Source organism: Bacteroides intestinalis DSM 17393 (assembly GCF_000172175.1).
Classification (GTDB): domain Bacteria; phylum Bacteroidota; class Bacteroidia; order Bacteroidales; family Bacteroidaceae; genus Bacteroides; species Bacteroides intestinalis.
In genome coordinates this window covers 485,345-510,558 of the sequence record NZ_ABJL02000008.1, presented here as the reverse complement: position 1 = coordinate 510,558, position 25,214 = coordinate 485,345, and the positions used below count along the sequence as shown (strand labels likewise).

General features: G+C 37.9%; 25 protein-coding genes and 1 pseudogene. All 26 read left to right on the top strand.

From position 1 onward, the window contains the following. The first annotated feature begins 161 nt into the window (after nucleotides 1–161). The 26 genes and pseudogenes from BACINT_RS11620 to BACINT_RS11495 all read left to right on the top strand — a co-directional run bounded on the left by BACINT_RS11620 (nucleotide 162) and on the right by BACINT_RS11495 (nucleotide 25,206). Nucleotides 162–1,265, top strand: coding sequence for a polysaccharide pyruvyl transferase family protein (locus tag BACINT_RS11620; RefSeq protein WP_007663200.1), 1,104 nt, complete (start codon nucleotides 162–164; stop codon nucleotides 1,263–1,265). Next, nucleotides 1,265–2,344 carry a hypothetical protein gene (locus BACINT_RS11615; RefSeq protein ID WP_007663199.1) on the top strand — a complete coding sequence of 360 codons (1,080 nt, stop codon included), beginning with the start codon at nucleotides 1,265–1,267 and terminating at the stop codon, nucleotides 2,342–2,344. Before BACINT_RS11620 ends, BACINT_RS11615 begins: the two co-directional genes overlap by 1 nt. Further along, nucleotides 2,341–3,510, top strand: coding sequence for a glycosyltransferase (locus tag BACINT_RS11610; RefSeq protein ID WP_007663198.1), 1,170 nt, complete (start codon nucleotides 2,341–2,343; stop codon nucleotides 3,508–3,510). The genes BACINT_RS11615 and BACINT_RS11610 overlap by 4 nt, the downstream gene beginning before the upstream one ends. 20 nt (nucleotides 3,511–3,530) lie before the next feature. Then, nucleotides 3,531–4,715 carry an O-antigen ligase family protein gene (locus BACINT_RS11605; RefSeq protein WP_007663197.1) on the top strand — a complete coding sequence of 395 codons (1,185 nt, stop codon included), beginning with the start codon at nucleotides 3,531–3,533 and terminating at the stop codon, nucleotides 4,713–4,715. Nucleotides 4,716–4,733: 18 nt separating this feature from the next. After that, on the top strand, nucleotides 4,734–5,615 hold the full coding sequence (locus BACINT_RS11600; protein WP_007663196.1) for an ATP-grasp fold amidoligase family protein: 882 nt from the start codon (nucleotides 4,734–4,736) through the stop codon (nucleotides 5,613–5,615). Between the two features lie 67 nt (nucleotides 5,616–5,682). Beyond that, on the top strand, nucleotides 5,683–6,726 hold the full coding sequence (locus BACINT_RS11595; protein ID WP_225710405.1) for a glycosyltransferase family protein: 1,044 nt from the start codon (nucleotides 5,683–5,685) through the stop codon (nucleotides 6,724–6,726). Continuing rightward, complete coding sequence (locus BACINT_RS11590) at nucleotides 6,705–7,730, top strand: acyltransferase family protein (RefSeq protein WP_007663194.1); 1,026 nt, start codon at nucleotides 6,705–6,707, stop codon at nucleotides 7,728–7,730. The genes BACINT_RS11595 and BACINT_RS11590 overlap by 22 nt, the downstream gene beginning before the upstream one ends. Before the next feature lie 551 nt (nucleotides 7,731–8,281). Then, nucleotides 8,282–9,361: a GDP-mannose 4,6-dehydratase gene (gene gmd, locus BACINT_RS11580; protein ID WP_007663190.1), complete on the top strand. Its 1,080-nt coding sequence runs from the start codon at nucleotides 8,282–8,284 to the stop codon at nucleotides 9,359–9,361. Nucleotides 9,362–9,422: 61 nt separating this feature from the next. Continuing rightward, nucleotides 9,423–10,553, top strand: a complete 1,131-nt coding sequence (locus tag BACINT_RS11575; RefSeq protein WP_232288761.1) for a glycosyltransferase family 4 protein — start codon at nucleotides 9,423–9,425, stop codon at nucleotides 10,551–10,553. A gap of 31 nt (nucleotides 10,554–10,584) precedes the next feature. After that, complete coding sequence (locus BACINT_RS11570) at nucleotides 10,585–11,211, top strand: sugar transferase (RefSeq protein ID WP_007663188.1); 627 nt, start codon at nucleotides 10,585–10,587, stop codon at nucleotides 11,209–11,211. After that, nucleotides 11,208–11,729 (top strand): GNAT family N-acetyltransferase, encoded by a 522-nt coding sequence (locus BACINT_RS11565; protein ID WP_007663187.1) that lies wholly within the window; start codon nucleotides 11,208–11,210, stop codon nucleotides 11,727–11,729. The genes BACINT_RS11570 and BACINT_RS11565 overlap by 4 nt, the downstream gene beginning before the upstream one ends. Further along, nucleotides 11,726–12,757 (top strand): hypothetical protein, encoded by a 1,032-nt coding sequence (locus tag BACINT_RS11560; protein ID WP_007663186.1) that lies wholly within the window; start codon nucleotides 11,726–11,728, stop codon nucleotides 12,755–12,757. Before BACINT_RS11565 ends, BACINT_RS11560 begins: the two co-directional genes overlap by 4 nt. Then, a complete protein-coding gene (locus tag BACINT_RS11555) occupies nucleotides 12,754–13,782 on the top strand; it encodes a lipid II:glycine glycyltransferase FemX (protein ID WP_007663185.1) in 1,029 nt (342 codons plus the stop codon). The genes BACINT_RS11560 and BACINT_RS11555 overlap by 4 nt, the downstream gene beginning before the upstream one ends. A 168-nt stretch (nucleotides 13,783–13,950) precedes the next feature. Continuing rightward, nucleotides 13,951–15,090: a DegT/DnrJ/EryC1/StrS family aminotransferase gene (locus BACINT_RS11550; protein ID WP_007663184.1), complete on the top strand. Its 1,140-nt coding sequence runs from the start codon at nucleotides 13,951–13,953 to the stop codon at nucleotides 15,088–15,090. Between the two features lie 171 nt (nucleotides 15,091–15,261). Next, nucleotides 15,262–15,771 carry an HU family DNA-binding protein gene (locus BACINT_RS11545; RefSeq protein ID WP_007663183.1) on the top strand — a complete coding sequence of 170 codons (510 nt, stop codon included), beginning with the start codon at nucleotides 15,262–15,264 and terminating at the stop codon, nucleotides 15,769–15,771. Nucleotides 15,772–15,875: 104 nt separating this feature from the next. Further along, on the top strand, nucleotides 15,876–15,971 hold the full coding sequence (locus BACINT_RS24195) for a smalltalk protein (RefSeq protein WP_021968105.1): 96 nt from the start codon (nucleotides 15,876–15,878) through the stop codon (nucleotides 15,969–15,971). Between the two features lie 135 nt (nucleotides 15,972–16,106). Continuing rightward, nucleotides 16,107–17,666 carry a replicative DNA helicase gene (gene dnaB / locus BACINT_RS11540; RefSeq protein ID WP_007663179.1) on the top strand — a complete coding sequence of 520 codons (1,560 nt, stop codon included), beginning with the start codon at nucleotides 16,107–16,109 and terminating at the stop codon, nucleotides 17,664–17,666. A gap of 69 nt (nucleotides 17,667–17,735) precedes the next feature. Then, entirely contained in the window at nucleotides 17,736–18,041 is a 306-nt protein-coding gene (locus BACINT_RS11535; protein WP_007663177.1) for a DUF6922 domain-containing protein, read from the top strand. Beyond that, the gene (locus tag BACINT_RS11530) at nucleotides 17,996–18,598 is read left to right on the top strand and encodes a nucleotidyl transferase AbiEii/AbiGii toxin family protein (RefSeq protein ID WP_007663174.1); all 603 of its coding nucleotides are present in this window, start codon (nucleotides 17,996–17,998) and stop codon (nucleotides 18,596–18,598) included. Before BACINT_RS11535 ends, BACINT_RS11530 begins: the two co-directional genes overlap by 46 nt. A 75-nt stretch (nucleotides 18,599–18,673) precedes the next feature. Continuing rightward, entirely contained in the window at nucleotides 18,674–21,136 is a 2,463-nt protein-coding gene (gene pheT, locus BACINT_RS11525) for a phenylalanine--tRNA ligase subunit beta (RefSeq protein ID WP_007663172.1), read from the top strand. A gap of 42 nt (nucleotides 21,137–21,178) precedes the next feature. Further along, entirely contained in the window at nucleotides 21,179–21,916 is a 738-nt protein-coding gene (locus BACINT_RS11520; RefSeq protein WP_007663170.1) for a YebC/PmpR family DNA-binding transcriptional regulator, read from the top strand. Beyond that, the gene (locus BACINT_RS11515) at nucleotides 21,916–22,161 is read left to right on the top strand and encodes a TIGR03905 family TSCPD domain-containing protein (RefSeq protein ID WP_007663169.1); all 246 of its coding nucleotides are present in this window, start codon (nucleotides 21,916–21,918) and stop codon (nucleotides 22,159–22,161) included. The genes BACINT_RS11520 and BACINT_RS11515 overlap by 1 nt, the downstream gene beginning before the upstream one ends. A gap of 131 nt (nucleotides 22,162–22,292) precedes the next feature. Next, nucleotides 22,293–23,555: an Nramp family divalent metal transporter gene (locus BACINT_RS11510; RefSeq protein WP_007663167.1), complete on the top strand. Its 1,263-nt coding sequence runs from the start codon at nucleotides 22,293–22,295 to the stop codon at nucleotides 23,553–23,555. A gap of 18 nt (nucleotides 23,556–23,573) precedes the next feature. Next, the gene (locus tag BACINT_RS11505; RefSeq protein ID WP_007663166.1) at nucleotides 23,574–24,338 is read left to right on the top strand and encodes an exodeoxyribonuclease III; all 765 of its coding nucleotides are present in this window, start codon (nucleotides 23,574–23,576) and stop codon (nucleotides 24,336–24,338) included. Nucleotides 24,339–24,356: 18 nt separating this feature from the next. Continuing rightward, nucleotides 24,357–24,817 (top strand): annotated as a pseudogene (locus BACINT_RS11500) (C-GCAxxG-C-C family protein). 188 nt (nucleotides 24,818–25,005) lie between these two features. Further along, entirely contained in the window at nucleotides 25,006–25,206 is a 201-nt protein-coding gene (locus BACINT_RS11495) for a winged helix-turn-helix domain-containing protein (protein ID WP_007213746.1), read from the top strand. The last annotated feature ends 8 nt before the right edge of the window (nucleotides 25,207–25,214 follow it).

Below are 25,214 nucleotides of genomic sequence, written 5' to 3'. Positions count from 1 at the left end.
TAGATGTGCGAGATAGTATCTATAGGGATGTGTATAGCTTAAGTTTCAAAAGGATGAAAGGCAAATACGCTCCTCCTACAACAAAGAACAGAAGATACTATTTTGTCTTCAGACATACATCCTTTTCTTGTATAAATTACTTTTAGGAAAAACTATTTAATATGAAAATTGGTATATTGACATTTCATAGAGCCACAAATTATGGCGCTATCCTTCAGGCTTATGCATTGATCCAATATCTAATTAATCAGGGTTATGATGCAAAGATTGTGGACTATAAGCCCAAAGGAATGGGTATATTATATGCACCAATAAACGTTCCGGGGTTCCTAAAGAAGATTAAAAGAATAGTGCTTAACTTGCTCATGTTGCCTTCTCTTTTGACTAGGTACAAGAAAAGAGAAATGTTCTGGAAATATATTAATAAAGTTCTTCCAATGACCGACATTGTTCTGTCTTCAGGCGATCTTCCACGTATGGATGCTTATATTGTAGGAAGTGATCAGGTATGGAGTGTCTGTTTTACTGGTGGAATTGACAATTTATATTGGGGACAGTTTGACAGAAATGGTGCGAAACTGATTTCATATGCTGGTTCAGCTGCCGAAAATATGGGCGATTCTTTTTATTCTAATGAGAATGCTAAATTACTTGAGTCTTTCGATTTCATTAGTGTGAGAGAAAAAGAATTGCAAGGCTATCTGCAAACACAGATACCAAATAAAAAAATAGAAAAGGTCTTAGATCCGACTCTCATGGCAGGAGTTGATTTCTTTGATGAATTGATCGCAGACGAAATGCCTTTGGAAAAAACGTATGTTTTGGTTTACCAAGTGATCCGAACTAAAGATGCGTTGATTAGTGAATATGCAAAACAAATAGCATCTCGAGCAGGATGGGATATAGTGGAAATTAAGAATTCGCGACTCTATATATGTAGTCAAGGTAAATTCTCTATATCAAAGGAACTGCAGAATCCTACACAATTTGTTAGCTTGTTCAAATATGCACAATTTGTTATTACAACATCCTTCCATGGTACAGCATTCTCTCTTATGTTTAATCGTCCGTTTAATGTTGTATCAATTAGCGATGAAGTAGATTCGCGATCCAAAGATTTATTGATGCAATTGAATCTGACAGATAGGCTAGTTTTACTACCTCTGAACAAGGTACAAAAAAATATTGATTGGAAGGATGTTAATTCCAGACTGCAAGAACTCCGTATGCCATCAAGAGAGTTTCTAAAAAAGGCATTAAGATAATGAGTATATCAAGAGACTTATTATCAGCATACCGCAAATTTCAATATAAGGTTTGCGGGCGTTTAGAATATGGTACGATGCCCCCAGGGGAGTTGTGCACACATACCCCTTTTAAGGAGGAAAGCAATCGTGGAGATGTGGTGCATCCTTGTGTGCGGTATGTTCCTGAAGGTTATCTTGGTCATAAGTGGTGGATGGTCTATACGCCTTATTATGCTGCTAACGACAAGACAGAGAACCCAATACTCTGTTATGGAGACAATGAAACGAACAACCCTCCTACACACTGGATAGTAGCGTATCAGGTGCAAGGGCAGCCTACAAAAGGATACAACTCGGATCCTGCTTTGCTCTATGCTGACAAGAAGTTATATGCCTTTTGGCGTGAGAATTTTACAGGTAGGTGCGATATAAACGGATTTACAAGAGCTACTTTTGGAGCGGAAGTGTTTGAGGATGGAATTGGAGAAGTATTCGGTCCCGTTGTGGGAACTAAGGATGCAGAAATCGACCCAGAAACAAGCCCTGCTTTTATAAAAGAACAAGATGGTACATATCGTTGTCTTGCCACACATATCACATTTCATAGTAAGACCATCAAACGGCTGCCTGCTTTTTTGCGGAAGATCATCAATCCTGTAATTTTCATATCTGATTTGATGGGATTCTGGAGTCAACAGAAGGCTCATGGCATTGCTCAATGGTCGTGTGACAAGGTGAACGGAAAGTTTTATTTAGAAGGTACGGTAAAATTTGAAGATAAGAATGTTCTTTACCGCCCTTGGCATATTGATTTCTTTGAGTGTGAAGGGAAGCTTTTCGCAATCGTACAGAGCAACCAGTGTAATGCTGATATTTGTCTTGCGGAGAGTAAGGATAGAGTACATTTCCGTTTTTTTAAGAGACCGCTTATGACTAATGAGACCTGTGGAAAAGTGGGAATATATAAGCCTACTGCCGGAGTTGTGGATGGCAGATTCTTTCTCTACTATACTGCTCAGGATGTTGATAACAGGACTCTCAACAAACTGTATCTCATCACAATGGATTTTAATGAATTGCTAAAAAAACTGCAATGAATATAGTATTTTTTCATAGTAATGGCATAGTGCCTACATTAGGAGGCATTTCTCGTATAACAGCTATTCTGGGTGCATTATTCGTTGATAAAGGCAATAATGTCTGGTATATTGGAGCGCAAGACAAGCATAAAGGGCAGAAATATTGCAGTTGGCAGAGTTTCCTGCCATCATCTAAGTTGTTTGCTGATGAGAATATCAGATATATTGTTAATTTTATAAAAGAGCATCAGGTAGATGTAATAATCAACCAATGTGCCCTTGACCATCATAGTGCTCAATTTCTTGCTTTATGCAAAAAAGAAGTAGATTTCCTGTTAGTGTCATGTTTTCATAATTCTATTCTTACTCCAGTATTGAATGGAGCTTACCAAAAAGAGTATCTTTTAAAAACAAAAGGTTTTGGATGGCTTTTTTATTTGATGAAAACTCGTCTTATAGCGTCCATAATGACTACGTTTTATATCTGTAAGTATCGCAAGCACTACCTCTCAACCGTCCAGAATAGTGATCGAGTTGTGTTGTTGTGTGATGGACAACAGTCAGAACTGTATCGAATGTGTGGTATTATATCTTCTGAAAAAGTACGCGTCATCCCTAACTGTACAGATATAAATATTGAACAGCCACAGTGTAAGGAACAGACAGTTGTTTGGGTAGGTACATTTGACTATTCTGTTAAACGACCTGACAATATGTTGCGTATATGGAAACAGGTTGAATCCAAACATCCAGATTGGAGTCTGTTGATGTTGGGTGATGGACCATCATGGAAAGAGATGAAAGAATTGTCAAAATCGTTAGGTCTGCGACGAGTCTCTTTTTGCGGTAGAGTGCAACCTGAGGAATATTACAAAAAGTCTTCAATTTTGTGTGTCACAAGTGTTCATGAATCTTTTTCACTTGTAACGTTGGAGGCTCAACGGGCAGGTTGTGTGCCTATATTAAATAACGCTTTCAGTCCGGCTCCTATGCTCATTCAGGATGGTGAGAATGGTTATCTAGTTCCAGCATTTGATAACAATGCTTTTGCTAACATGCTTGATTCGTTGATGAACAATCCAGTGAAGAGAGAGAAAATGAGTATGAAAGCAGTAGAGAGTATAAAACGTTTTTCACTTGATGTGGTTTATGCCCAATGGCTGAAAGAACTAAAGAATGATTAATAGTGCTGAATTTATATCCAATGAAGGACTCAAATAAATTAATCTCTTTTGTTGTAACCTTTCAGGTGATAGCTCAAGGATGTAAGAATATCCTGGTGCAAGGATTTCCATTCTTTTATGAGATAAACGATATGTTGAATGTTGTAATTATGGGTGGTTCTTTGCTGATGTATGTGTATGCCTTGTTAACAACGGGGAAATTGCGAATACCTGTGCAAACTATAGGTGTATTGTTTTTTGTGGGAATGACCTATTTGTTTACTTATATGTTTTGCTCTCAAAACGTAAAATACATTCAGCCTACTATTCTTAGAGCACTTGTAGCTTGCTTCTTTACCTTTCTGCTTGTAAGCAAACTGTTGACTTTTGAATATCTTTGTGATTATTTCACCAAAGGTTCTTTCCTGATAACTTTGAGTGGCGTATTATATGCTGGGATTATCAACGTGATAGGTCATACTACCACTTCTGAGTGGAGTACGTATTCTATGACTATGTCAAATGTGCTGCTTTTGTCTGTACTTTGGCAGTTAAATGCGTATTTCGACTCAAAAAACAAGCTGGCACTTATTGCTGCAATTATTGGTTCTGTAGTGATATTTATATATGGATCAAGAAATCCGTTCTTAGCCATTGCTTTCTTTGTTTCGATAAAAATATTATTCAATTCGAAAAGGAAGAGTTCATCTGGAGTCGCCATCAAACTGTTCTTTGTTTCTTTTGTTTTGATTGTATTATCTTTCTTTAAAGAAATACTTTCTTTTGTTGGAGGGATGCTTGACTCCTTTGGTCTTAGCAGTCGCACCCTGTATTATCTGATAAATGCAGATACTGTAGATATTACTACAGGCAGAAATGAGATTCATGACAAGTTGTGGGATATAGTCCTAAATGATCCTTTTTTAGGTCTTGGTATTGCCGGTGATGAAGTGGTAATACAAGAACTTGCTCATAGTATGTACTTAAGCATTTTCGTTACATATGGAATGATATTGGGTAGCCTTGTTATTCTTTATCTATTCTCGCAAACTATAAATGGTATTCGTAGAACATCCGGCCTAAATCATAATATAATTATTATGTACGTCTGCCTCGTTTTTCCAAGAAGTTTTACGGGAGGCGATATTTGGGCAAATGATTCTTTATGGTTTTTAATGGCGTTAATCATATCATCTCTTCGACAAAGAAAAAGAGCAATGGTTTGATACAAATAGTTTATAACTATGAATGTTAAATCTTTTTTTAATTGTGTAAGTCCAAGACTCCTTACTAGTCTTCAGTTTCTCTATCATTTCCATAAGCCACTGAACTGGTTCAGGCCAAAAGATTTGAACGAGAAAATCAACTGGCTGAAGTTTAATTCTGACACGAGTTTGTGGACATTGTGTGCTGACAAATATCGTGTTCGTCAATATATTCACGAAAAAGGGCTTGATGATACTCTTGTGAAACTATATGGTGTTTGGGAAAAAGCAGAGGATGTGGATTGGGATTCTCTTCCGGATTCCTTTGTTTTGAAAACAAATAACGGAAGTGGTGATATCCTTGTTTGTAAAGACAAAAACAAACTGGATATAGAAAATACAGTTAAGAAGTATTCTGCATTGCTCTCAAAATCGTTTAGCGAGACAAATGGCGAGCCCCACTATGCTGCCATGAAACCTTGTATGATAGCCGAAGAAGTGCTTGACTGCAAGAAACAGCCGATAGAAACAGACACGCTGATAGACTACAAAATTTGGTGTTTTGATGGAAAACCTCATCATATATGGGCATGTTTCAATAGACATCAAGGGTCTGTTGAGGTGGCTACCTATGACCTGGATTGGAAACGACACGATGAGTGTAGCGTTTTTACTTCACATTATAAACAAGCCCAATCAGATTTGCCAAAACCTGTGTCATTAGACAAAATGCTTGAGATTGTCTCAAAACTTTCATGTGGAATACCTCAGGTTAGGGTGGATTTGTATGAAGTTGATGGCAAACCATATTTCGGCGAGATGACTTTTTCGTCAGCTGGTGGATTTATGAATTTCTATACATCCCAATTTCTGCGAGAGATGGGTGATTTAGTGGATCTGTCATTAGCAAAAAGAAAATAAAGAAGAGATGTACGACAAAATAGTTTTTTTAGTTAGTTCACTCTCTCAACCTCGAGCAATCCGCAGAGTGGAATCTATAGCAGCCCTCGGATATGAGGTAGAAGTGTACGGATATGATAGAGTGCAGTACAACTGCAATAAGTTTTCTGCTAAAATTCCGGTGACCGTCTTAGGGCAGATGTCGAAAGGTGATGGGTATCTTGAAAAGATTAGAACCGTAAAGCGAGATATTGCTCGTGTTGTAAAGGAACACAAGGGGCAGAGTTGCCTTTATTATTCCTTTGGTTACTTCGAGAGCATCTTCCTTCGTATGAAAGGTGTTCCATATGCATACGAGATTTCGGATATAGCATACGGCTTTCCTGCTTTTGGTAAAGTCCGTCCTTTGCTTCGGGCTATTGACCGTAATCTTGTGAAGAATGCTCAATTTACTTTGCTGACATCTGAAGGTTTCAGGGGTTTCCTTAACCAGCCAAAGGCAAGATTTATTGTTCAGCCAAACAAGGTAAACCGTAAGATTATTGGTGTGGAGCGCAAACCGCTCAACCTGAAAGATGACCACTTTATATTTTCATTTGTGGGTTCGATACGTTACACCTCAATGATGCGTTTTGCTCGGACCATAGGAAAATATTTTCCTCAGCATGAGTTTCACTTCCATGGAGTGGCAAATGTGGAATCGACCCAGAAAGCTATTGATGATATGATGGAATTGTACCCGAATATCAAATTGTTTGGTGCTTTCAAAAATCCCGATGATTTCGAACATATTTATAATTCTGTAGATATTGTGGTAGTGACATATGGAGTAGAATCGCTCAACGAAACTATTTTGGATCCAAACAAATTGTATGAAGGTATCTTTTTCTGTCGTCCGCTGATTGCTACTAAGGGGACTTTTCTTGCTGAACAGATAGAAAGCTATGGTTGTGGCATCAGCATAGACTCTTCGACAGAAGAGGCAATACGCAATTCGCTCAGCCAGCTGACAATAGAGCAACTTAACAATATTTCTAGAAGGGAATATGAAATAGAGCGCGAAGAGGTTTTTGACAGTATGGATAATCTTTCAACATTACTAGAGGAGATATGCAAGAAAAGAAAGAATTGAATTGGGTAAATGTGGCAAAAGCGATAAGTATTATTACTGTGCTGTTTGTGCATACAGAAAACTATTATGGTCTGAAACTCGGCGAAATCAATCAATTTTTGTGCGGATTCTATGTAAATGCTTTCTTCTTGATTAGCGGATATTTACTTTTCCGCAAGCAACTTAATAAACCTGCCATTGAAGCAGGTTCGGCTCAATATATAATAGGGGATGGTAAAAAGCTGATATTTAGTATTCTATATAGGCTGTATATCCCCATGATAATATTCTCATCAATTGAGTTTTTACCGAAGATTATGATAACTCACAGGGCGTTTGAATTTAATGCACTCTTAATTGAGACAGTAGGAGCAGGCACCTATTGGTTTACATCTGCTCTTCTGATTGCTGAGGTGATTATTGCCTTGCTTTTGGTAACTAGAAGGAAAAATATTGGGTTTTATGTCGTAGCTCTAGGAATAATATCTTCTATAGGCATATATCTTTATGACATAGAAATTTTCCACCTACATCGCGAACCATTTTTTGTTAGCAGGGGAATACTAGCCTGCTTCTTCTTGGGATTAGGAGCCTTATACTGGAAATATGAGACATGGTTTGATAGAGTTATCAACAAACACACCATCCTGCTTCTTTTAGCACTCTATTTGTATATAGCTTATTTCTGTCCAGTTGCTCCAAGATTTATGGTCTCAATGGGTGATATGGATGTATTAGGCTACTTTTTCGGATTCCTTGGATCTGTTATATTAATCTGGTTTTGTAAACAGTTGCCACAGATAAAAACTCTCACATTTGTTGGTCGAAATAGCATCTGTTTCTATTTCATGAGTGGTGCGTTGCCAATCACATTATCTGCTATTATAAAAAGATTTTATCCTGAAGTGTCCCCTTGGGGGGTATTTTTAGTATTTAGCCTTACATTAATTGGGGCGTATATAGCAAGCTTGGTTATTGTGAAATATCTGCCATGGATGCTTGATATTAGGAAATTAAAAAAATGATGAAAAAGAATGTTCTTGTGAATTAATCATCTGGTTTCCTTGTGGTGGATGACCTGTTAGTTCGAAGATGAATATTGAAAATATGTAGATACAATAGGTCAAGTAGCGCAAAGAGAATGGCAACTTGGCTCTTGGCATTCACGTAGGTATTCTTCAAGTTACTCTTCAAGTATAGAGATTGTGAAGTTGTCTATTATACCAATCTGCCAATAGCTTGCTTCTCAGCTTTACTCTTGAATAACAAGTTTCGTATTGTGGAGTATGACATCTATCCTGATGTTTTTAAGACAATTGGTACAAGTGAAAAACTTTATTTATAAAACATGGGCAATGCTGAAAATACACCTCTATAAAAAGGCAGAGAAGATATACACTTTGAGCGAAGGGATGAAGGAAGTCCTGACAACCTATGGTTCAGCAGAAAAATAAAAAGTCCTTTATCTTTAAGGGGTTAAAAGCACCAGAGTGCTCAATTTATATTGAAAAAATACTTAAAATATAGCTACAGAATATATATTGTAAATTAGAAATACTTTAAATAATAAAGACTAATGAGAAAAAAAGCATTAATAACTGGCATTACTGGTCAAGATGGGTCTTTCCTTGCTGAGTTTTTAATTGATAAAGGTTACGAAGTTCATGGTGTTCTTCGCCGTTCTTCCTCTTTTAATACAGGTCGTATTGAGCATCTTTATTTGGATGAATGGGTACGTGACATGAAGAAAGATCGTCTGATAAATCTTCATTATGGAGATATGACTGATAGTAGTTCGTTAATTCGTATAATTCAGCAGGTGCAGCCTGATGAAATCTATAATCTTGCTGCGCAAAGTCATGTAAAAGTATCTTTTGATGTTCCTGAATATACGGCTGAAGCTGATGCTATAGGAACACTTCGTATGCTTGAAGCTGTTCGTATTCTTGGTTTGGAGAAGAAAACGCGAATTTATCAAGCTTCTACTTCTGAACTTTTTGGTAAAGTTCAAGAAGTACCTCAGAAAGAAACTACTCCTTTCTATCCTCGTAGTCCTTATGGGGTAGCCAAGCAATATGGTTTCTGGATTACAAAGAATTATCGGGAAAGTTATGATATGTTTGCCGTGAACGGTATTCTCTTTAATCATGAGAGTGAACGACGTGGTGAAACATTTGTGACAAGAAAAATTTCTTTAGCTGCAGCTCGTATCGCTCAAGGTTTTCAAGACAAATTGTATTTGGGTAATCTTGATGCTTGCCGTGATTGGGGATATGCGAAAGATTATGTAGAGTGTATGTGGCTCATCCTTCAACATGATACGCCGGAAGACTTTGTAATAGCTACTGGTGAGATGCATACTGTTCGTGAATTTGCTGTTTTAGCTTTTCGAGAGGTTGGCATTGAACTTTGTTGGGAAGGTGAAGGAATTCATGAAAAGGGGATTGATGTAAAAAGTGGTAAAGTTCTTGTAGAGATAGATCCTAAGTATTTTCGTCCTTGTGAGGTCGAACAATTGTTAGGTGATCCAACTAAAGCAAAAACTTTACTTGGCTGGAATCCGACAAAAACCAGCTTTCCTGAATTAGTAAGAATCATGTTAGCCCATGACATGAGTTTTGTGAGGAAGTTGTATCGGAAAAGTTACATTAAATAAAATTGATTGATTTGTACTGCTGTATGGTATTGACAAAGCTAGGCGTTGATTTAAGATGAAAATGAATATAAATAAAGTGGTTATAATAAATCAGTCAACAGGTTATTTGACAGTTGATATTGTTAATGCATACTGTAAGGTTTATAAAGATGTAACACTCATAACGGGAAGGGTGGAAGAATATGATCGAAAATTGTCTTCTGACGCTAAAGTATGTAAGATAATATCTTATAATAAATCGTCTGTCTTTATGAGGATTCTTACTTGGATTGTTGGTTTTATGCAAATATTATTTGTTTTATTATTTAAGTTTCCAAATGCTTTGGTTGTTTATGTTACTAATCCGCCTATTACCTATTTTGCATCTTTGTTATTGAATAATCAATATATAATTATTGTATATGATATTTATCCAGATGCACTTAGAAATATGAAGATATCATCTGATACTTTAATTTATAAATTTTGGGCGAAAATTAATGTAAGGTTATATAAAAATGCCATACGAATTTTTACCTTGAGTGGTGGAATGAAGGAGTTATTAAAACAATATGTAGATGAATCTTTGGTCCGAGTAATACCCAATTGGAGTTCTACAAATTCTCAGACTCCAATTCTTAAAAGAGATAATCCTTTTATACAAGAGCATGGATTACAAGGGAAATTTGTAATTATGTATTCTGGTAATATCGGTTATACACATAATGTTGAGATTATATTGGAATTAGCTCGTAAACTTAAGGAGACTAAGGACATTTATTTTATGATTATAGGTAATGGCGGAAAGAAATCTCAATTAATGGATTTGGCAAACCAATATAATCTAAGTAATTGCACGTTTTTAGATTGGCAACCAGCAAATAAAATGAAGTATTCACTGTGTGCGGCTGATTTGTCTGTTGTGACATTGACGGAGGATACAGCATTTGTTAGTGTACCTAGTAAGACTTACAATATTCTATCTGTTGGTTCACCCTTGTTGTGTATTGCTCCCAAAAAGTCAGAAATAGGTTTGTTGGTGGAGAAAGAACATTGTGGTCAATGTTTTGAGAAAGATGAGGTTGAACGGATGATTTGTTATATTAATCGGTTAGTAGAAGATAAAGAATATAAGGCTTGTTTGGCGAAAAATGCCCTAAATGCAGCATCTCATTATACCTATAAGAATGCAGATCAATATATAGTATTATAATATATAAATTAATAGAATTCATTAATCATTTATGTATTTACATTATTTTAAGCGACTGATTGATTTTATCATTGCTTTTTGGGTATTAATAATTATTTGGCCAATATTATTAGCTATTACAATCTGGTTACATTTTGCAAATAAGGGTGCAGGCGCTTTCTTTCTTCAAGAACGTCCAGGAAAGAATGGAAAACTTTTCAAAGTCATCAAATTCAAAACAATGACTGACGAACGGGATGAAGATGGCAACTTATTGCCGGATGAGAAACGTTTGACAAAAATAGGAAGGCTCGTTCGTTCCACTTCTATTGATGAATTGCCTCAATTGATTAATGTGTTGAGAGGCGATATGGCCTTGATAGGTCCTCGCCCCTTACTTCCGCAATATCTTCCTCTTTATTCTGAAGAGCAGGCCCGTCGACATGAAGTTCGTCCGGGTATTACAGGTTGGGCGCAGTGCCAAGGACGTAACCTTTTAAAGTTTAGTAAGAAGTTTGAATATGATGTATGGTATGTAGATCATTGCTCTTTTACTCTTGATCTTAAGATTGTTAGAATGACTATTAAAAAAGTTCTAACAAAGTCTGATATAGGTGATGGAGCTAGTGATATGAAAGATGTAGATGATCTAAATTTTATGGAAAGGTTACATTTATGATTTTATTGAATGATACTATTAGATTACGAAAAGCTAATTCTTCAGATAAGGATCAGTTGTTTATATTGAAGAATAATGCTAAAGTTGCTTCTTTATTAGGGGGCTTTAATACATTCTATTCTATAGAAGATATTTCCAAATGGATTGATTATCATAATTCTAAGCTTGATGAAGTATTGTTTTTGATTGAGGATATTGAAAACCAACATATAGTAGGCCATGTCGGACTGTATAATATTGACTATAGAATTAGAAAATGTGAATATGCAATAATGATTGCAGATGAAAAATATCAAGGAAGAGGAGTTGGGCAATTATGTACAGAAGCTATGATCTCATTTGCGAGAGATCAGCTAAATGTTCAAAAAATTACTTTATCGCTCTTAAGTACTAATAAGACGGCATTATCTCTTTATATTAAGAATGGATTTGTGCAAGAAGGTTTATTAAAACGTGAACAATATAAAGATGGTAAATACCAAGATGTAATCCTTATGGCTAAATTCTTTGAAATATGAGAGAATTTGGTTCTGATTATCATTTGTTGGACGATTACTTTTCTAATAGAGCTTCTTTACAAAGAATATATCCTAATGCTTTATTTTATGCCAATGGTCGTCAATGTATAAAAGCTTTGATAGAACAAAATGGGTGGCAGCGCATTTGGATGCCACAATATTTTTGCTATGAGGTGATTGAAACAATAAAGACTACAGGAGTTGAAATTATTTACTATGTAGATTATCCAACTTGTGATGATATAAATAGTATCTCAAAGTTAAAGTTTGAAACTGGAGATGTGCTATTTAGAGTTAACTATTTTGGGTTAAGGAATTATAGGGATGAGAAAAATATTTCAATACCAGTTATAGAAGATCATTCTCATGATTTATTAGGGCATTGGGCTTTATATAGTAATGCTGATTGGTGCATAGCTTCATTACGAAAGTCCCTTCCAATTGCGGAAGGGGGAATGTTATGGTCTCCTAAAAGTAAGACAATAGAAAAAAAGCCAATTTTAACGTCAGAAAATTGCTCAATTGCTAAAATACGCTGGGAAGCAATGGCGCAGAAAAGTACATACTTGGAGGGAAAAGGAACTTTAAAGAATGAATTCAGAACAAAATTTATAAATACGGAAGAGATTTTATCATCCCTTCCTTTTTCTCTTATAGATAGTGAGTCTATAAATTATTTGAATCATTTTGATATTAATGCATGGTATAATATCAAAAAGAAGAATTGGAAATATTTGAGAGATACATTTTCAAAAGATATTAATATTTTATCTCCAGAAGAAGAGTTTTGTAATCCATTCTCCTTTATTGTTATTATGGATAATATGAAAACACGAGAATTGGTCTATAAGAAATTAATTCAAACGGCTATTTATCCTGCGATACTGTGGAATATACCAAGCGATACAATAGTGGAGCCTCCTGTGAATGATATTAGTGGGCGGATATTATCTATCCATTGTGATGGTCGTTATACTGAAGGTGATGTACGTGAATTATCATACAAATTAAGACAAGTGTTAATATGATACAGATTATTAGTCTTAGTCAACCAATAGCATGGGATGAAATAGTTAAATCATTTCCTAATTATGATGTGTATTATTTAAGTGGGTATGTGAAATCTTTTTATATTCACGGAGATGGTGAACCTCAATTACTATATTATACTTCTTCTACTTTAAGGGCTATATATGTATATATGAAACGTTGTATTAATAATATTTTCTATGACATAATAACTCCTTACGGTTATGGTGGAGTACTTTTCAATGGGGAAATCTCTTTTGAAAATCTTGAGAGCTTCAACAAAGATTTTTGTTCCTGTATGATTAAAAATAATATTGTAGATAATTTTGTTCGATATCATCCTGTGTTAAAAAATGCAAAGGATATGCGCGAAATATCAACTGTGATAGATTTGGGTAAGACTGTTGCTTTGAATTTGTCTTCTGAAGATATGATATGGCAGAATATTACTAGTAAAAATCGTAATATGATACGTAAATCCGAAAAGAATGGAGTTGAAATATTCCATGCTAAATCCAATTCTTTATTTGGTGATTTTATACGGATTTATAATGAAACAATGACCAAGGATGGTGCGGATAAATACTATTATTTTGAAAATGATTTTTATCACTCTATCCATAAAGATTTATTTGATAATTATGAAATGTTTTATGCTGTTTATGATAATAAGATAATAGCAATGTCTATCATTCTTTTTGCAAATAATCAAATGCATTATCATTTATCGGGTTCATTAAGTGAGTTTCGTAATTTAGCTCCTAGTAATTTACTGTTGTATAAGGTTGCAATTTGGGGATGTCAACAAGGGTTTAAGACTTTTCATTTAGGAGGTGGAATCGGATCTAATGAAGATAATCTCTATAAGTTTAAGGCTGCATTTAATCGTGCATCTGATTATCAGTTTTCAATAGGGAAACAGATCTTTAACCAAAATATATATAATGCTTTGGTAGAGGAAAGGGCTATGTTGGACATAAATTTTGATAGGGAATCTACTTTCTTTCCTTTGTATAGAAGTTAAGTAAAAGCGTGCTTGATATTTGATCACTTCTTTTTTCTGATATGGTATTAAAATCATTGTTTATAAAATGTAATAAAATCCTTAAATGGCTATTTGTCCCATACTACTTGTGGCAAAAATAGCCTTTTACTTTTCAATTTATCATTTTTCTTTTAATCATATAATTTCATGGACAAGAGAATTTATCTTTGCCTTGCTCATATGAGCGGCAAGGAGCAAGACTTTATACGCGAAGCCTTTGATACCAACTGGGTAGTTCCTTTGGGACCTAACGTCAATGCTTTCGAAGAAGATCTGAAACATTTTGTGGGACAGAATAAGGAAGTTGTCGCATTATCGGCAGGTACGGCAGCCATCCATTTAGGTTTAATTCAGTTGGGCGTCAGTACAGGTGATGAAGTGATCTGCCAGTCATTTACTTTCTGTGCTTCAGCCAATCCTGTAGCTTATCAGGGGGCAACTCCTGTATTTATCGATAGTGAAGAAGACACTTGGAATATGGACCCTGCTTTACTGGAAGAGGCTATCAAAGACAGAATTGCGAAAACTGGTAAAAAGCCTAAAGCCATTCTTCCGGTTCATCTTTATGGTATGCCTGCCAGAATTGATGAGATTTGTGCTATTGCATCGAAATATGACATTCCGGTGTTGGAAGATGCCGCCGAGGCTTTAGGATCCGAGTTCAAGGGACAAAAGTGTGGTACGTTCGGTACTTTTGGTGTGTTGTCTTTCAATGGAAATAAGATGATCACTACTTCGGGTGGTGGTGCGTTAATCGTTCCTGATGAAGCGGCAAAGAAGCAGACCATGTTTTATGCTACTCAGGCCCGTGAACCTTTCCCTTATTACCAGCATGAAAAGATCGGTTATAACTACCGCATGAGTAATATTTGTGCGGGTATCGGTCGTGGTCAGATGACTGTGCTGGAAGATCATATTGCCCATCACCGCCATGTACATGATCTTTATGCAAAAGCTTTTGAAGATGTGGATTGCATTACACTGAAATCTAATCCTGACGATCGTTTCAATGCTAACTATTGGTTATCTACGATTCTGATTGATCCTGAGAAGACCGGTACTAATTATGACGAAGTTCGTGTGCAACTTGATGCCAAAGGTATTGAGACCCGTCCTTTGTGGAAACCTATGCACCTTCAGCCTGTCTATGCAAATAATCCTCGCTATGTGAATGGTATTTCAGAACGTTTATTTAATATGGGATTATGTATTCCTGCCGGACCTTGGGTGACAGATGAAGACGTAGCGTACATCGTGGAGCAAATAAAGGCATGTTTGAAAAAGTAAATCATAGCGTTTTGGTATAATATTCATTTATAACTACTTACAACTTTTCTCAGAAAAACTACTCTCTTCGCTCATTTTCCTACTTTTATTAGAGATTTAATCCTCATCTTTGCATCAACGTTGATCAACAAAGTGAATTAAAACAGAATTTAAATCTCTAAATGAAAAAGTATGAGTGTAATTTTTAGAACGGTAGAGAGACCGTCTGACCCTCGGGTTGAGAATTCTCCCAAAAAGTTTTTCCCTCAGTTAATAACTTTAGGACAGAGTGTAGACTTGGCATTCATAGCCCAGAAGATGCAAGATCGTTCTTCGCTTTCTATTGGTGATATCCGGAGTACTATGCAGAACTTCGTGGAGAAGCTGAAAGAACAGTTGCTGGAAGGCAAAACAGTAAATATTGCAGGATTGGGTGTATTTATGCTGGCTGCAAAATCTAAGGGAGAAGATAAAACTGAAGATGTGACCGCCAAGAGTGTGGAGAGTGTTCGTATCTGCTTCCAGGCTAACAGGGAATTGAAGATAACCAAGACTGCTACCCGTGCCGGTGAAAAACTGGATTTGGTCAGCCTGGATGATTATCTGAAAAATTTAGCTAATGTTCCATCAGGAGGTGGTTCAGATGGTGGCTCAGGAGGTAATTCGGGTGATGGGGGAATAGAAGACGATCCTCTGGGATAATTTCCAAAGCCAGCAGCTTTGGAAATTAAAGAATTAAGAATTAAAAATTAAAGACTGCGCAGTCTGTTGATCGCTGAATATTAATCATTAAAAAAGTTTCTCTTATGAAAAAAACGAGTTGGAATGTGATATTGAAAGTCATTATTGCCGTAGCCAGTGCCATTGCAGGTGTGATTGGCGGTCAGGCAATGACCATTTAAGAATAAGTTTGATATAGACGTAAAGAGCTGTTTTCGAATTTCGGAAATGGCTCTTTTTTTGTTTGGTAGAATAGGGATGATTTTGATTAATAAGCGTTATCTTTGCCATCCCTTTATAATTCATAGTATTTAAAAATGGCAGAACAAAAAAGAACTCCCCGAAGTAACTCCAAGGCAAAAGTGCAGCCTGTAACTGATTACGGACGTATACAGCCGCAGGCGCCGGAATTGGAAGAAGCTGTGTTGGGAGCATTGATGATTGAGAAAGACGCTTATTCATTGGTAAGTGAAATTCTTCGCCCGGAGTCTTTTTATGAACACCGGCACCAGTTGATTTATTCCGCTATCACCGATCTGGCTGTGAATCAGAAGCCGGTGGATATCCTCACGGTAAAAGAACAGCTTGCTAAACGTGGTGATCTGGAAGAGGTGGGCGGACCGTTCTACATTACCCAGTTGAGTAGCAAGGTTGCCTCTTCGGCACATATTGAATACCATGCCCGCATCATTGCGCAGAAAGCATTGGCTCGTGAATTGATTACATTTACCAGCAATGTTCAGAGCAAAGCTTTTGATGAGACTCTGGACGTGGATGACTTAATGCAGGAAGCTGAGGGAAGACTCTTTGAGATTTCTCAGCAGAACATGAAGAAGGATTATACACAGATTAATCCGGTTATTGCCGAAGCGTATCAATTAATTCAGAAAGCAGCTGCCCGTACAGATGGTTTAAGTGGTTTGGAAAGCGGATTTACCAAGTTGGATAAAATGACTTCAGGTTGGCAAAATTCTGACCTTATTATTATTGCTGCCCGTCCGGCAATGGGTAAGACGGCGTTCGTGCTTTCTATGGCAAAGAATATAGCTGTTAATTATCGCAATCCGGTAGCTGTGTTTTCACTTGAAATGAGCAACGTACAGTTGGTGAATCGTTTGATATCCAATGCGTGCGAGATTCCGAGTGAGAAAATCAAGAGTGGACAGTTGGCGGATTATGAATGGCAACAGTTGGACTATAAATTGCGTGATCTTCTGGATGCGCCGTTATATGTGGATGATACTCCTTCTTTGTCTGTATTTGAGCTTCGTACAAAAGCACGTCGTCTGGTGCGTGAGCATGGAGTAAGGATTATTATTATCGACTACCTGCAGCTGATGAATGCAAGTGGTATGTCGTTTGGTAGCCGCCAGGAAGAGGTAAGTACCATTTCGCGTTCGTTGAAAGGTTTGGCGAAGGAGTTGAATATTCCTATTATAGCCTTGTCGCAGTTGAACCGTGGTGTGGAGAGCCGTGAAGGTGAAGAAGGTAAACGTCCGCAGTTGAGTGATTTGCGTGAATCGGGAGCTATTGAGCAGGATGCGGATATGGTATGTTTCATTCATCGTCCTGAATATTATAAAATCTATACATCGCAAGATGGTACTGATTTGCGTGGTATGGCAGAAATTATTATTGCTAAGCATCGTAATGGTGCGGTAGGTGATGTTCGTTTGCGCTTTATCGGTCAGTATACCCGTTTCCAGAATCCGGAGGATGATATGGTGATTCCGCATCCGGCAGAAGGAGGCGGAGCTACTTATGGCTCCAAAATAAATGCGGTAGGTGATGGCAGTATACCGCCTCCAGCTGAGTTCGCTCCTCAAACAGATAATCCGTTTGGTGGGGTGGGGTCGGATGGACCGTTGCCATTCTAGGTCGTTTTGTTTATGAAATGGATGTTTTTTGAGTAGAAAATCATATCTTTGCAAAAAAGAAGGTTAAAAATGTCTGCAAATCAATATATAAATATGTTTTCCGCCCATCTGTTTTGGGATGTGCGGAGAGAAGATTTAGACCTTGATAAGCACTCTGAGTATATCATAAAAAGAGTGTTGGAATATGGTTTGCTGAAAGACTGGAATTTGCTTCGGTCGTATTACGGATTATTTAAGATTGTTGAAGTTACGAAAGAAATGAGAGATTTAGAGCCTCGTGCTTTAGCTTATATTTCTGCCATATCTAAAACACCTAAAGAACAGTTCAGATGTTATGCTTATCGACAATTGAACCCTCAACACTGGAACTTTTAAAAAAGTTACAGCAACTTCCTGAACTTCGTGATACACGATTAGTAGGAGGAACAGCACTTGCTTTGCAATTAGGGCATCGGAAATCTATTGATTTGGATTTCTTTGGCACAATCAATTGTGATACTCAAGAATTGGTTGATGCTATAAAGAGTGTTGCTACTCTTACTATTTTGAAAGAGTCTCCTCATATACATATTTATTTAATAGATGGTATAAAAGTGGATATTGTGAACTATAAATATCCGTGGCTTGATGAAGTGGTACTAAAACAGGAAATCAGGATGGCTAGTTTTAAAGACATTGCTGCAATGAAAATAACTGCGGTGGTAGGGCGGGGAACTAAGAAGGATTTTATAGATATTGCATTCTTGTTACGTCATTTCTCTTTGGATGAGATTCTGAGTTTTTATTCATTGAAATATAATGATGGTTCTATTTTCATGGCGATGAAAAGTCTGGCTTATTTTGATGATGCAGAAAATGAGCCAATGCCTGATATGTTTGTGAATCAGTCTTGGGAGCAAATAAAAGAATATATCCTATCAAAGATTTCTTGATATATTTTCCCTGTCAACCCAAAAAATCTTATTACCTTTGCGGGTCACTTTTGGAAACAATAAAAAATTAATGATATGAATATCTCTTATAATTGGTTGAAAGAGTATGTCGATTTCGATTTGACACCGGAAGAAGTTGCGGCTGCATTGACTTCTATAGGTCTGGAAACAGGTGGTGTAGAAGAAGTGCAAACAATTAAAGGCGGACTGGAAGGTCTCGTGATAGGTGAAGTGTTGACATGCGTTCCTCATCCGAATTCAGACCACATGCATGTGACTACTGTGAATCTGGGACAGGGAGAACCTGTACAGATAGTATGCGGTGCACCGAATGTGGCTGCCGGTCAGAAAGTGGTAGTTGCTACTTTGGGTGCAAAACTCTATGATGGGGATGAATGTTTTACGATTAAAAAGTCAAAACTCCGTGGTATTGAGTCTAACGGCATGATTTGTGCTGAAGATGAAATAGGTATCGGTACGGATCATGCAGGTATTATCGTTTTGCCGGCTGATGCAGCTCCGGGAACTCTTGCCAAAGATTATTATAACATCAAGAGCGACTATGTGCTGGAAGTGGATATCACTCCGAATCGTGCCGATGCTTGTTCGCATTATGGTGTAGCTCGTGACTTGTATGCTTATCTGGTGCAAAATAATAAACCGACTTCTCTGAAGAGGCCGTCTGTAGATACTTTCTCCGTTGAAAATAATGATTTGGATATCAAAGTTACAGTTGAAAACAGTGAGGCTTGCCCTCGCTATGCCGGGGTAACGGTGAAAGGCGTAACGGTTAAAGAAAGTCCGGAATGGTTGCAGAATAAACTCCGTATCATCGGACTGCGTCCTATAAATAATGTAGTAGATATCACAAATTACATTGTTCATGCATTCGGTCAACCGTTGCACTGCTTTGATGCGGATAAAATTGAAGGTGGTGAAGTAGTGGTAAAGACAATGCCTGAAGGTACTCCGTTTGTCACATTGGATGGTGTGGAACGCAAATTATCCGATCGTGACCTGATGATTTGTGACAAGGAAAAACCGATGTGTATTGCCGGTGTATTCGGCGGTTTGGATTCCGGTTCTACGGAAACCACCAAGGATGTTTTCATTGAGAGTGCTTATTTCCATCCGACATGGGTCCGTAAGACGGCTCGTCGTCATGGGCTGAATACAGATGCTTCTTTCCGTTTTGAAAGAGGTATTGATCCTAATATCACTATTTATTGCCTGAAGCTGGCTGCCATGATGGTGAAAGAACTGGCCGGCGGTACTATTTCCTCTGAAATTAAAGATGTTTGTGCTGCTCCTGCTCAGGATTTCATCGTAGAATTATCTTATGAGAAGGTATATTCATTGGTAGGTAAGGTGATTCCAGTGGAGACAATCAAGAGTATTGTTACCAGTCTGGAAATGAAAATAACCAATGAGACTGCAGAAGGATTGACTCTGGCTGTACCTCCTTATCGTGTAGATGTACAACGTGATTGTGATGTTATTGAAGATATCCTCCGTATTTATGGATATAATAATGTAGAGATACCATCTACGTTGAAGTCCAGCTTGACAACGAAAGGCGAACATGATAAATCTAACAAGTTACAGAATTTGGTAGCTGAACAGTTGGTAGGTTGTGGTTTCAATGAAATTTTGAATAATTCTCTGACACGCGCCGGTTATTATGATGGTATGGAAACTTATCCTTCTAAGAATCTGGTAATGTTGCTGAACCCGTTGAGTACAGATCTGAATGCAATGCGTCAGACTTTGTTGTTCGGTGGTCTGGAAAGTATCTCTCATAACGCCAACCGTAAGAATGCCGACTTGAAATTCTTCGAATTCGGAAATTGCTATTATTTCGATGCAGAAAAGAAGAATCCCGAAAAGTCGTTGGCTGCTTATACGGAAAATTATCATCTCGGATTGTGGGTAACGGGTAAGAAAGTATCCAACTCTTGGGCACATGCTGATGAAGAAAGTTCTGTATATGAATTGAAAGCATACGTAGAAAATATTTTCCTCCGTTTAGGGCTGAATATGAGAAATCTGGTAGTAGGTAATCTGGTGGACGATATTTATGCTACTGCCTTGTCTGTACAGACTAAAGGTGGAAAGCGTCTTGCTACATTCGGTATCGTAACGAAGAAGATTCTCAAAGCTTTCGATATTGATAATGAAGTATATTACGCTGATCTGAACTGGAAAGAGCTGATGAAAGCTATCCGTTCTGTAAAGATCAGTTATACGGAAATCTCCAAATTCCCGGCTGTGAAACGTGACCTTGCCTTGTTGATCGATAAGAAGGTGCAGTTTGCGGAGATAGAAAAGATTGCTTATGAAACTGAGAAGAAGTTGCTGAAAGAAGTATCTCTTTTCGATGTTTATGAAGGCAAGAATCTTGAAGCCGGCAAAAAATCGTATGCTGTCAGCTTCCTGTTGCAGGATGAAACGCAGACACTGAACGATAAGATGATCGATAAGATAATGTCGAAACTCGTGAAGAATCTGGAAGATAAACTGGATGCAAAACTTCGATAATTAATTAAAAGTTAAATAGTTAAACATTAAAATATTATTCCAATGGGAAGAGCGTTTGAATATAGAAAAGCTGCCAAATTGAAAAGATGGGGTCACATGGCAAAGACCTTTACAAGACTGGGTAAACAAATTGCTATTGCTGTAAAGGCTGGTGGCCCGGAACCGGAAAATAACCCGACTTTGCGTTCTGTTATCGCTACTTGTAAGCGTGAGAATATGCCGAAGGATAACATTGACCGTGCTATTAAAAATGCGTTAGGCAAAGATCAGAGCGATTACAAAGGAATGACTTATGAAGGATACGGCCCTCACGGTATTGCTGTATTCGTAGATACATTGACTGACAACACGACCCGTACAGTTGCTGATGTACGTTCAGTGTTCAACAAGTTTGGTGGAAACTTGGGTACTATGGGGTCATTGGCTTTCCTGTTCGACCACAAATGTATGTTTACTTTCAAGAAGAAAGACGGCATAGATATGGAAGAACTCATCCTTGACTTGATTGACTACGATGTAGATGATGAGTTTGAAGAGGATGAAGAAGAAGGTACAATCACTATCTATGGTGATCCGAAGAGCTATGCTGCCATCCAGAAACATTTGGAGGAATGTGGCTTTGAGGATGTCGGTGGTGAATTTACTTATATCCCGAACGATACGAAGGAGGTAACTCCCGAGCAACGTGAGACTCTTGACAAGATGATAGAGCGTCTTGAAGAATTTGATGATGTGCAAACGGTTTATACCAACATGAAGCCGGAAGGAAGTGAAGAGTAATGAAGTATACTTATAAGACTCAAGGTACATGTAGTTCTCACATTGAATTGGAAATAGAAGATAATATAATAACGGATATTGCATTTTGGGGAGGTTGTAACGGTAATTTGCAAGGTATTTCCCGTTTGGTAAAGGGAATGCCGGTAAATGATGTGATTTCCCGTCTGGAAGGAATTCGTTGCGGAGGACGTCCGACTTCTTGTCCGGATCAGTTATGTAGGGCGCTGCATGAAATGGGATTCTAACTAAATCCCTGTACTTTTAAATATATAGGTTGACCCTCGGTATTGTACAATGCCGGGGGCTTCTTTTTTGAACAGAATGTGTGGCTTGCTTGTTATTATTTCGTAATTTTACGCCATAAAAAGAACGAACAATGAAAAATATTCTGAAAGACTTGAAACGTAGGGATCATAAGCGCTATTTAGGTGGTCTGGACGTTTTTAAATATATTGGTCCCGGACTCCTTGTTACAGTAGGTTTTATTGATCCCGGAAACTGGGCTTCTAATTTTGCGGCGGGGTCCGAATTTGGATATTCCCTGCTTTGGGTGGTAACTTTATCAACGATCATGTTGATTGTATTGCAACATAATGTGGCTCACTTGGGGATTGTTACAGGTTTATGCTTGTCGGAAGCTGCTACGAAGTATACTCCTAAATGGGTTTCCCGTCCTATTCTGGGTACTGCGGTGTTGGCATCCATATCGACTTCCCTTGCCGAGATACTGGGAGGAGCAATTGCTCTGGAAATGCTTTTTGATATTCCCATTATATGGGGAGCCATATTGACAACCGTCTTTGTCGTCATCATGCTTTTTACGAACTCATATAAGAAGATAGAGCGTTCCATCATCGCGTTTGTTTCAGTTATTGGGTTATCCTTTATTTATGAGTTGTTCCTGGTGAAGATTGACTGGCCACTAGCTGTAGAAGGATGGGTGACACCTGCTTTTCCGGAAGGAAGTATGCTGATTATTATGAGTGTCCTGGGAGCAGTGGTAATGCCACATAATTTATTCCTGCATTCGGAAGTAATACAGAGCCATGAGTATAATAAGCAAGATGACAGTTCTATTCGTAAGGTCTTGAAGTATGAGCTGTTTGATACGCTTTTCTCCATGATTGTAGGATGGGCTATCAATAGTGCCATGATATTGCTGGCTGCTGCTACTTTCTTTAAAAGTGGTATTCAGGTTGAAGAGCTGCAACAGGCAAAGTCTTTGTTGGAGCCTCTACTTGGAAACAGTGCTGCAGTCGTGTTTGCTTTGGCTTTGTTGATGGCAGGTATTTCATCTACCATTACAAGTGGTATGGCGGCAGGTTCTATTTTTGCCGGTATCTTTGGAGAATCCTATCATATCAAGGATAGCCACTCTCAGGTGGGCGTAATCCTTTCATTGGGCATTGCGTTGTTGCTGATATTTTTCATCGGTGATCCTTTCAAGGGATTGTTGATTTCGCAAATGGTGCTGAGTATTCAGTTGCCATTTACTGTTTTTCTGCAAGTGGGACTAACGTCTTCGCGTAAAGTAATGGGGCAGTATGTTAATAGTAAGTGGAGTAGTTTTGTACTCTATGCTATTGCGGGAATCGTTACCGTATTGAATATTATGTTGCTGATATCTGAACTAGTATAAAATCAAATAAACAATCATATGAAGATTATTACATATAATGTGAATGGGCTGCGTGCAGCTGTTGGCAAAGGTTTGCCGGAATGGCTGGAACAGGAACAAGCTGATGTAGTATGCATTCAGGAAACCAAATTGCAACCGGATCAATATCCGGAAGAAGCACTGAGTGCATTGGGATACAAGCATTATCTTTATTCTGCACAGAAGAAAGGCTATAGTGGAGTTGCCATTTTGACCAAGCGGGAACCGGACCATGTGGAATATGGTATGGGCATGGAAGAATATGACAATGAAGGCCGTTTTATCCGTGCCGATTTTGGCGATATATCTGTTGTGAGTGTTTATCATCCTTCGGGAACAAGCGGTGATGAACGTCAGGCATTCAAAATGGTATGGCTGGAGAAGTTCCAGGAATATGTGACGGGGTTACGAAAATCGCGTCCGAAACTGATTCTTTGTGGTGACTATAACATTTGTCATGAACCGATAGATATCCATGATCCTATTCGAAATGCTACGAATAGTGGTTTCTTGCCTGAAGAGCGGGAATGGATGACGCGTTTTCTAAATGCCGGTTTTATTGATACTTTCCGCCTATTGCATCCCGAACAGCAGGAATATACGTGGTGGAGTTACCGCTTTAATTCCCGTGCAAAGAATAAAGGATGGCGTATTGACTATTGTATGGTGACTGAACTGGTTCGTCCGTTGCTGAGAGAGGCGCGCATATTGAATGATGCTGTACATTCTGATCATTGCCCCATGTTGTTGGATATAGAAGGATAAGAGGAAGGGGGAGGAACGATGTTTGAAGAAAGAATAGAAAAAGCAGTAGATTTTTTAAAAGTGGTTATAATTGTTCCCAGTCTGTAGTACTTGCTTTTGCTGATATGTATGGGTTTACACAAGAACAGGCAGCGCGTATGGCAGCTTCTTTTGGTGGAGGTATTGGCCGTATGCGTCAGACTTGTGGAGCCGCATGCGGTATGTTTTTACTTGCAGGGCTGGAGACTGGGGCAACTGATCCCAAGGATCGTGAAGGAAAAGGTGCCAATTATGCCGTAGTTCAGGAGTTGGCTGCTGAGTTTAAGAAACGGAACGGTTCTACAATTTGTGCTGAACTATTAGGGCTGAAGAAGCCGGAAGGAGTGTCTACCCCCGAAGAACGTACCGAACAATATTATGCTAAACGTCCGTGTGCCAGGATGGTAGAAGAAGCTGCCCGTATCTGGGCGGAATATCTTGAAAACAGACCGTCTGTTTGATATAAACAGGTTATATTTTGGGTCTGACCTGCTGAAAAAATGCTCTTTTTATGACATATAACATAAAAAAACAGAGAATAATGTGTTATATAACATAAATATAACTATCTTTGCCGCTGAAATAAAATCTGAACCTCATCAATGAGAGAAGTTGGATTAAAGCATGTATAACTAAAAAAAAGAAGAAAATGTTAAAAGAAAAAGCTGGTGAAACTGCAGGAAAAATTTGGAGTGCTCTGAATGAGACTGAAGGTTTGACTGCTAAACAAATCAAGAAAGCAACTAAGTTGGTAGACAAAGATTTGTTCTTGGGTCTTGGCTGGTTGTTGAGAGAAGACAAAATCTCTACTCAGGAAGTAGAAGGTGAACTGTTTGTCAAGTTGGTTTAAGAGAGAGA

Excerpts from the sequence above, each read along its gene's own strand:
- BACINT_RS11620 (WP_007663200.1), top strand. The coding sequence starts at position 162 with ATGAAAATTGGTATATTGACATTTCATAGAGCCACAAATTATGGCGCT.
- BACINT_RS11615 (WP_007663199.1), top strand. The coding sequence starts at position 1,265 with ATGAGTATATCAAGAGACTTATTATCAGCATACCGCAAATTTCAATAT.
- BACINT_RS11610 (WP_007663198.1), top strand. The coding sequence starts at position 2,341 with ATGAATATAGTATTTTTTCATAGTAATGGCATAGTGCCTACATTAGGA.
- BACINT_RS11605 (WP_007663197.1), top strand. The coding sequence starts at position 3,531 with ATGAAGGACTCAAATAAATTAATCTCTTTTGTTGTAACCTTTCAGGTG.
- BACINT_RS11600 (WP_007663196.1), top strand. The coding sequence starts at position 4,734 with ATGAATGTTAAATCTTTTTTTAATTGTGTAAGTCCAAGACTCCTTACT.
- BACINT_RS11590 (WP_007663194.1), top strand. The coding sequence starts at position 6,705 with ATGCAAGAAAAGAAAGAATTGAATTGGGTAAATGTGGCAAAAGCGATA.
- gmd (WP_007663190.1), top strand. The coding sequence starts at position 8,282 with ATGAGAAAAAAAGCATTAATAACTGGCATTACTGGTCAAGATGGGTCT.
- BACINT_RS11575 (WP_232288761.1), top strand. The coding sequence starts at position 9,423 with ATGAATATAAATAAAGTGGTTATAATAAATCAGTCAACAGGTTATTTG.
- BACINT_RS11570 (WP_007663188.1), top strand. The coding sequence starts at position 10,585 with ATGTATTTACATTATTTTAAGCGACTGATTGATTTTATCATTGCTTTT.
- BACINT_RS11565 (WP_007663187.1), top strand. The coding sequence starts at position 11,208 with ATGATTTTATTGAATGATACTATTAGATTACGAAAAGCTAATTCTTCA.
- BACINT_RS11560 (WP_007663186.1), top strand. The coding sequence starts at position 11,726 with ATGAGAGAATTTGGTTCTGATTATCATTTGTTGGACGATTACTTTTCT.
- BACINT_RS11555 (WP_007663185.1), top strand. The coding sequence starts at position 12,754 with ATGATACAGATTATTAGTCTTAGTCAACCAATAGCATGGGATGAAATA.
- BACINT_RS11550 (WP_007663184.1), top strand. The coding sequence starts at position 13,951 with ATGGACAAGAGAATTTATCTTTGCCTTGCTCATATGAGCGGCAAGGAG.
- BACINT_RS11545 (WP_007663183.1), top strand. The coding sequence starts at position 15,262 with ATGAGTGTAATTTTTAGAACGGTAGAGAGACCGTCTGACCCTCGGGTT.
- BACINT_RS24195 (WP_021968105.1), top strand. The coding sequence starts at position 15,876 with ATGAAAAAAACGAGTTGGAATGTGATATTGAAAGTCATTATTGCCGTA.
- dnaB (WP_007663179.1), top strand. The coding sequence starts at position 16,107 with ATGGCAGAACAAAAAAGAACTCCCCGAAGTAACTCCAAGGCAAAAGTG.
- BACINT_RS11535 (WP_007663177.1), top strand. The coding sequence starts at position 17,736 with ATGTCTGCAAATCAATATATAAATATGTTTTCCGCCCATCTGTTTTGG.
- BACINT_RS11530 (WP_007663174.1), top strand. The coding sequence starts at position 17,996 with ATGTTATGCTTATCGACAATTGAACCCTCAACACTGGAACTTTTAAAA.
- pheT (WP_007663172.1), top strand. The coding sequence starts at position 18,674 with ATGAATATCTCTTATAATTGGTTGAAAGAGTATGTCGATTTCGATTTG.
- BACINT_RS11520 (WP_007663170.1), top strand. The coding sequence starts at position 21,179 with ATGGGAAGAGCGTTTGAATATAGAAAAGCTGCCAAATTGAAAAGATGG.
- BACINT_RS11515 (WP_007663169.1), top strand. The coding sequence starts at position 21,916 with ATGAAGTATACTTATAAGACTCAAGGTACATGTAGTTCTCACATTGAA.
- BACINT_RS11510 (WP_007663167.1), top strand. The coding sequence starts at position 22,293 with ATGAAAAATATTCTGAAAGACTTGAAACGTAGGGATCATAAGCGCTAT.
- BACINT_RS11505 (WP_007663166.1), top strand. The coding sequence starts at position 23,574 with ATGAAGATTATTACATATAATGTGAATGGGCTGCGTGCAGCTGTTGGC.
- BACINT_RS11495 (WP_007213746.1), top strand. The coding sequence starts at position 25,006 with ATGTTAAAAGAAAAAGCTGGTGAAACTGCAGGAAAAATTTGGAGTGCT.